The organism is Paraburkholderia sp. BL18I3N2 (assembly GCF_003001875.1).
Taxonomy (GTDB): domain Bacteria; phylum Pseudomonadota; class Gammaproteobacteria; order Burkholderiales; family Burkholderiaceae; genus Paraburkholderia; species Paraburkholderia phytofirmans.
Genome location: NZ_PVNC01000040.1, coordinates 22,943 through 30,649 on the forward strand (window position 1 = coordinate 22,943; position 7,707 = coordinate 30,649).

Below are 7,707 nucleotides of genomic sequence, written 5' to 3' on the forward strand. Positions count from 1 at the left end.
ATCCTTATATAAAATTAAGAAGAAAATAAAATTGCGCCATCTGTGGACTGAACAGAAGCTGGTGGCATTACTACCTGTTCCTGTTTCAGGTACTCCAGGATGGCCAAAGCCGCGTCAACGGGCGACGGCTGCACCATCAGGCGACCGGCACCGGTTGCGGTGGCGGTAAGCGCGTTCAGGCGATCCGCCAGGCTACCGCCCGAGCTTACCGGGATGCGCTTCGGATTTTTGCGTGCGGGGACTTCCCGGCCAAGTATCTGTGTGTCGTGAAGCAGTTCCGCCGAATTCCGGATCAATACTTCAGGTTCGACGATTTCCACCCGTCCCGCGCGCGCGCGTGCATACGCGCTCTGGCGCGGCACTGGAGCCTTAGCCGCAACGGTAATCACACAGGGCAGAGCGGCTTGAAGCAGCCTGCGTTGCCCCCGCGCAAGAGCCTGCTCTGCACGAATATGCTGTCCGTCGGCGTCCTGGAAGTCGCCAAGCGCGACAGAGGCCGCGCCAGCCAGCAGCGTAGCGCCAAGGGCCTCAGCCAGGAGATAGGGCAACATGCCGCTACCCTCGCCCACCTCCGCCGCCATTCCAGCCAAGGTCAGGGCGGGCTTTTTCGCCAAAAGGTATTCGCACAGGGCAGGAAGCACGTCGGCGCCCCTTGGCTGACGAAGTACAGTCAGAGAGGCCAGCCCCAAGCCTAAATAGTCACGTAATGCCGGCTCGTCCGGATCGCCCGCATAGACCGCGTGCACGCGTACCGCATCACCGAGCCGCAACGCTAGTTCGACGGCACGGGCGTCGACGCTGGCCATCTGGCTACGGAGCGAAAGAGGATGCTGACCAAGCGACAGTAACAACATTAGATCAATCTGCATGGCAGCTTTCCTCATTGTCCGCAACACGCGATACCCCTTCCATCAACCGTGTCAGCGCGGGCATGACAACTTGAGCATCGGCAATAATGGACAGGTCGGCACGTTTGACCATATCGGCATGCAAATCCGTATTGACAGCGATAACGCGCTCACAACGGGCAATACCCGCCAAGTGCTGCGGTGCCCCGGAGATGCCGAAGGCCAGATAGCAGCGTGGCTCGACGAGGCTGCCAGAGGCACCCACTTGCCGGGCACGCGGCAGGTGGCCGGCGTCACACACCGCTCGGCTGCCACCAGGCGTGCCACCGAGGGCGTGGCAGAGCGCATGGAAGGCCGGCCAGTCGGTGACGCCGTTGCCCGCGCTGACGATGAGGTCGGCCTCGGTTAACGGCAGGCGCTGTGGATCGGCCGCAACCACACCGCAGTCGACGATCGATCCTTGTTGCGTCGCCAATGCCAACGCTGGCAACTGCCGCGCTTCGTGGCGTGACCCGCGGAATGGCTCGGCAGCTTCCGCCACAATGAACATCAACTGCGGCGGTGCCCGCAGCAGATCTTTCGATCCGCCCTGAATCCGGCTGGCCGCTTCCCGAGCCGTCAGACGCACCACGCGCGCCGCTGGCCGCAATCTGAGTGCGGCTGCAACGCGGCGACCGACGTCGCCTCCCGCGGTAGCGATGTCCGGCCACAGCACATGGCGCGGCTGAAAGGCTTGTATCGTAGCCAGCACGGCCGCTGTACGCAGTTCAGGTATGTACTCTTGCGATGGCGACTCGAACAACTGCACTCGATCGACACCGGATTCAGCTAGTTCGTCAGAGCAGACTCCGTGCACCAACGCAATGACGGCGCCTTTTCCCGGGCCGCCATCGAGGCCCGCGTCTGCCAGCAATCGGGCCGCGCCCAGCACGTCGCGGTCGTGAGAGGACAGCCGACCGCCTTCAAGATCCGGCACGACGAGCACCCACCAGGAAGGCTTATCGATGACTTCCACGGGCACCACAGCCGCACCTATGGTTTGACTAGGTGCCACTGGCGCCGCAGCTCGCCTGCCGACTCGCGGGTTGCGGCGAATGCGGCCGTTTGGCCCCATCCATTCAGCAAGTCCCGTATCGGACGAGGCGACCGCTGGATCTCGCTCGCGACGGGGATGGCGACGCACGCGTTCACGAGACGCCAAGATGCCCTCGATGCGGCGCAGGCGAATGCGCGAGACCACACTCATAATGCCGCCACCAGCAATTCGGCGAGATCGGCCACGACCGGACGCGGACCAGCCACACTTTCAAGCATAAAAGCACAATTTGGACAAGCCACTGCCACGGTCGACGCACCGGTTAAGCGCACCTGCGTCATGCGCAGATCAGGCATGCGGCGCGGACCATTGATGTCGGTCAACGGTGCACCACCTCCGCCACCGCAGCAGGTCGAACGGCGACCCGATCGCTCCATCTCGATGCGTTGCATACCAATTGCATCGAGAATGGCACGCGGTGCTTCTGTTTCACCGTTATAGCGGCCCAGATAGCAAGGATCATGAAACGTAATCTTTTGCTCTTCAGGCGGGACCCTGGGTTGCAGCCGACCCTCGGCCAGCAGCCGGGCCAGCACGGCCGAATGATGCTGCACCTCGTAGTAGCCGCCCAAAGCCGGATACTCGTTGCGCAGGCTATGCAATACATGCGGATCCGCGGTCACGATACGATTGAAGCGACGGGTCGACAGAAGTGCAATATTGCGCCGTGCGATGCTCTGGAATAACGCTTCGTCCCCTAACCGGCGCGCGGTGTCGCCGCAATCGATTTCTTCTTTGCCCAGCACCGCAAAATTGACACCTGCGATACGCAGCAGTTGTACTAGAGCACGCAGGGTACGTTGGTGACGCTGGTCGAACGCGCCTTCGCCCAGCCACAGCAACACGTCTGTCTCAGTGTTTTCATGAAGCAAGGGCAAACGCAGATCGGCGGCCCAGTCAACACGCGCGACCGCCGCGCGACCGCCGAGATTATCGGTTGCGTTCAGTTCTGCTAGGACAACCGGTGCCTGACCCGGAGTTGCACCCAGCATTAGCGTCTGATGGCGCCGCAAATCCACCACAGCATCGACATGCTCGATCATCATGGGGCATTCTTCGACGCAGGCACGGCAAGTGGTGCAGGCCCACAGCGTTTGCCCGTCTATCACTGCGCGCCCATCGTCATCGAGCTGGATGGATACCGTATCCTGCCGCGATTCATGTGCAGGCGGGTGTGAGGAACCGCGGTACGGAAAGGTCGGACCGCCCGGCATGCTGGCCACAAAGTCCTGTATCAACGCTTTGGGATTAAGCGGCAAACCGGCCGCATAGGCTGGGCAAACGGATTCGCAACGCCCACATTGAACGCACGCATCGAAACCGAGCAACCGGTTCCACGCAAAATCGCTTGCCCGAGTGCTGCCCAGAGTCTGCGCCGAAAGGTCGAGAGGTTTAAGATCGGCCACAGGCCGTGCCGCGCCGAAGCGCTCTCTCCGCGGGTGTGCCGCCAAGTGCAGCGCACCTGCCAGAACATGCTTTAGTGGGCCGCTGCCGATTTCCCGAGTCAGAAGGACCAATGCCGCTCCCGTGGCCCATGCGCCAAGCGTCGCAACGACCGGATGCCAAAACTGGCCGAGAGCCAGTGTGGCCACCGCAAGGATAAAGAACAGCAGTATCAGCGGCAAGCGCTGAAATACGCCGCCGGACAAGCGCGCCGGCCGAACCGGGTAACGGCGCCGCACGACCAGCACCGTACCGCCGAGCATGATGCTCAGGGTCACGAGCAGTAGCGCGCCAGCCCAAACGCCCTGCAATCCAAACGCCATTGCCACCAGCAAAGCCATGGTTGACAGCAAGCCGCCCGCCGTCAATGCATGCATGGGACCCGCGGTACGCTCACGCGCCACCACGTTGTGCACGTCATGCAGATAGACGCGCGGCAGACCCAGCAAACCTCCTACCCAGTCAATACGTGCCTCCCCGCCCACCATCCACCGCCTCACCAGGCGTACACCAGAGAGCAGCAAAATGAACAGAGCCAGTACCAGACCTACCAATATGCCGTTCATTACGTCATGCTCTCCGCATTACAGGTCATGACCAATGCGCAGCGAATCGTAGATTGCGGCATGAATGTTGCGAGAAGCCACGGCATCACCGACTCGATAGAGGCGGAAACGCCCGGAAGGGTTATGGATGACGTCGATGACACGATCCTCTTCCGCCAGCACATTGAGATCGACCTCGCCGAAGTTAACGGAACCCTCGCGCAGCGCAAAATATAGTTCGTCAACCGGCAATGTGCCATGCTCGGCCACTACCTGATCGATGACCCGTTCCTCTTCTTGCCCGCTGTACTCATTGCGTAACACCGCCACAAGTTGCGTGGCCTCGGCGTAGACCTCAATGAGCCGCCGATCAGGCGTAAAAATTCCGGCATGCTTGTAAATTTCCCGCAGGTGTACCGGGAAATTCGTAATCCCCACCTCCGCGGCCGGCATGCGATCCGGAGTAACAAGCTCAATCAGCGAACCACGTTTGGCCATGAATTCACCGACCGACAGACCTTGGTGTTGCCCGTTGTCGTCCCACAGCAGCACGTTGTGCGCGGGTTCGACTCTGCCGGTCAAAATATCCCAGCTGCTAACCGCGAGTTCGTGGCCCTTGAATCGCCCCTTGTTCGGGATTCCACCGGTTGCGACGATTACTACCTGCGGGTCGAGCGCGAGTACCGCTTCGGCATCGGCGCGGGTGTTGAGCCGGACGTCCACGCCGAGCCGCCGCACCTCGCTATCGAGCCAGCGCACGATACCCGAAAGCGGCTCACGCCAAGGGCCGCGTGCGGCGATGTTAATTTGCCCGCCGGTCCGGTCCGCAGCTTCGAACAGTGTCACGGTATGACCACGTTCACCGGCTGCGCGCGCGGCTTCCAGTCCGCCCGGACCGGCACCCACTACCACCACCCGTTTGCGTTCGGACGAGCGAACGATGATGTGCGGCAGGGTACGCTCGCGTCCGGTGGCGGCGTTATGCAGGCAAGCTGCATCCCCCCCGTAAACGCGATCGATGCAGTAAGACGCATTCACACAGTCACGAATCTGTTCCGGCCGGCCCTCTACCAGCTTCTTCATGATGTGGGGATCGGCAATGTGTGCTCGCGTCATGCCGACCATATCCACATGCCCTTCCTCGATGGCCCGATTGGCGGTCGCTAGATCCGTTATGCGCGAAGCATGAAAAACCTTGATGTCCACTTCACGCTTGATTGCGCTGGCAAGACCCAGGTAAGGAGCGGGAGGATAGGACATATTGGGTACATAATGCGAATGCGAATTGAAATCCTGCACATTGCTTGTGACCACGTTGATAAAGTCCAGCATGCCCGTGCCTGCGTAGCGCGAAGCAATTGCAAGTTGCTCGCTCTGGTCATTGCCATCCGGGAGTAATTCGTCGGCGCTCATCCGACAGCCGATAACAAAGTCGTCACCTACCAGTTCGCGTGCCTTCTCCAACACCTCCAACCCAAAGCGCATGCGGTTCTCCAGCGTTCCGCCATAGCCGTCGGTCCGCCGATTCACGGCGCGAGACCAGAACTGGTCAACCAGATGGTGGGCCGAGAAAAGCAGTTCGCAGCCATCCAGCCCGGCATCGCGACAACGTCGTACGGCCTGTGCATAGTCGTTGATCGCACGCTTGATGTCCCAGTCCTCGGCCTCCTTGGGAAACGACCGGTGATCCGGCTCGCGTGTCGATGATGATGAGATCGGCGGCAACCAAGGGGCTTGATCCCATTTCATTTTGCGGCCCAGGTGCGTGAGCTGAATCATCACGGCCGCGCCATGCTCGCGAATGCCATTGGCGAAGTCGCGCAACGGCTCGACACAGGAATCGTCCTTGGCGACGAGCGTGCTCCAGTAAGCAGCCCACGCATCGGGCGCCACCGAGGTCGCACCGCCGAATATGGTCAGCCCGATGCCCCCTTTGGCCTTTTCCTGGTGATAGCGCAGATAGCGTTCAGTCGGCACACCGTTGGCGGCATACATTGGCGCGTGGCCAGTGCTGAAAACTCGATTACGGATCGTGACGCCTTTAATCTTCAGCGGTTGAAACAAGGCCGGATACTGATTCATGGCGATTTGCAGCCAAATTTAAAGTTAGAGGATGCGATATGCGTGGTCGGAAATCAGTCCTGCCGATTCCAAGAAGTCGCCGCGTAACAACCGCCCAAACTGAACAAAAGATGAGTACGATGCCATTGTCGACGAAGCCGGGCGCCTTTCCCAAACACGTGCCATGGTGTATTTCGCCTGCCGTTACTCAGGCCAGCGGGCCACGCTCGAGATAGTTGGACGCTTCGCCCATGTCGAACAAGTTGAGCAATGCTCGCGGCGCACGTCCCTCAATCAACGGTCGCTTGTACGACGTGAAGCCGAGCAACTCCTTCAACTGCGGCGACATCGTCTTTGCCCGTTCACGCGACGTTTCAAGTTGATGCGCGGCCATCGGGCGCAGCCAGCCCGCAGCGAACTGAATTGCCAGACCACGGCGCGACGCGGTAGAGCGGTTCGCACCGCCACCGTGAAGCACCTTCCCCGTCGTGAACAATGCGCTACCCGCCGTCATTTCGGCCGGGATAGAGGCGGGTTGTTCGTCGAATCTCGCCCAGTCGCTTCCCCACTTGTGGCTCCCCGGAATGCAGCGCGTGGCACCATTTTCATCGGTGAAATCGTCCAGCGCGATGATGGCGTTGCAGGTGATGTTGGGCATGTCCTTGCCCCAAAGGAATTCCGGGTAATCGCCTTCGTCCGCATGGATGGGCTGGGGTTTCTCGCCCGGCCAGATCTCGATATAGGTCGAGGTCGACAACTGTATATCCCCGTGATCACCGCCGGACAACAGACCTTTCGCCCAGGCCAGGATCAAAGGGTGCGTGATCACTTCTCCCGCCGTGACGCTGCGCGCAGCGAGTCCGGTGATGCGGCGGGTTTTCTGGCCCAGCGTTACCAGCGCAGCGGCGTCGGCATAACCCGATCCGGCGGCACGCGCGTCGGTATAGGGCTTGAGCTCTGCCAAAAACCGGCCAAGCATCTCGCGCGAAAACAGGTTCTTGATAATGACCGCGCCATCGCGCTCGGTGACTTCAAGGGCTTGCTCTGGCGAAACGTCAGCCGACAAGGTAGTGACAGGTTTCAATGTCTGCATGGTTGCAATCACTCTTATCAATGATGTCACCACTATCGACACAAACAATCCCGCGCTCAACGTAAATAGTGTCCGGGTTCGAATCTATCAATCGCAGGGTGCTAACCTTGACGTGTTATTTTTGACACGGCAAGACCAGCCGTTCAGCATTTTCATGCCTGCCTCGACGTAGCGTATACCGTACCGAACTTGGTGGCGATTAAAACATGACCGCGCTTGCCCTTGATCGTTTTGGCGATGAGGTCCTCGTCGATACACGGTCCGTACATATCGGCGGTATCGAGGAAATTGATGCCTAACTCCAGGGCACGATGAATGGTGGATGGATTCCGCATCATCACGATTTGCGTAGAACTCACTCATGCCCGTACAGCCGAGACCGACGGCGGAAACGGCTGGGCCGTTAGCGCCGAGCTGACGCATTTCCATAAAAGTATTTTCTATCAAAAGGTCGATTCTTCATCATTTACTCCGACGATACGGATTTGACGCAGAGACACACACGTCGGGAACGATGCGTTCCGACCTCGGGAATACGTATGGGCAGCCAATTACCATCGGATTATCCAGTCAGCCGCCGTTGTCATTCGAAGCGGCTTTTATTTGGAGTCCGTAGCTCGT

General features: G+C 59.9%; 5 protein-coding genes and 1 pseudogene. All 6 read right to left on the minus strand.

Features of this window, described 5'->3' with window-relative positions:
• Nucleotides 1-14: 14 nt before the first annotated feature.
• Nucleotides 15-869, minus strand: coding sequence for an electron transfer flavoprotein subunit beta (locus B0G75_RS39115; protein WP_106286367.1), 855 nt, complete (start codon nt 867-869; stop codon nt 15-17).
• Complete coding sequence (locus B0G75_RS39120; protein ID WP_219907341.1) at nt 859-1,863, minus strand: electron transfer flavoprotein subunit alpha/FixB family protein; 1,005 nt, start codon at nt 1,861-1,863, stop codon at nt 859-861. Before B0G75_RS39120 ends, B0G75_RS39115 begins: the two co-directional genes overlap by 11 nt.
• 227 nt (nt 1,864-2,090) lie before the next feature.
• A complete protein-coding gene (locus B0G75_RS39125) occupies nt 2,091-3,953 on the minus strand; it encodes a DUF3483 domain-containing protein (RefSeq protein WP_106286369.1) in 1,863 nt (620 codons plus the stop codon).
• Nucleotides 3,954-3,971: 18 nt separating this feature from the next.
• Nucleotides 3,972-6,014 (minus strand): NAD(P)-binding protein, encoded by a 2,043-nt coding sequence (locus B0G75_RS39130; protein WP_106286370.1) that lies wholly within the window; start codon nt 6,012-6,014, stop codon nt 3,972-3,974.
• Between the two features lie 187 nt (nt 6,015-6,201).
• Nucleotides 6,202-7,086: a phytanoyl-CoA dioxygenase family protein gene (locus tag B0G75_RS39135; protein ID WP_106286371.1), complete on the minus strand. Its 885-nt coding sequence runs from the start codon at nt 7,084-7,086 to the stop codon at nt 6,202-6,204.
• A 182-nt stretch (nt 7,087-7,268) separates the two neighbouring features.
• Nucleotides 7,269-7,515 (minus strand): annotated as a pseudogene (locus B0G75_RS39140) (aldo/keto reductase); the annotation flags it as partial.
• Nucleotides 7,516-7,707: the final 192 nt, after the last annotated feature.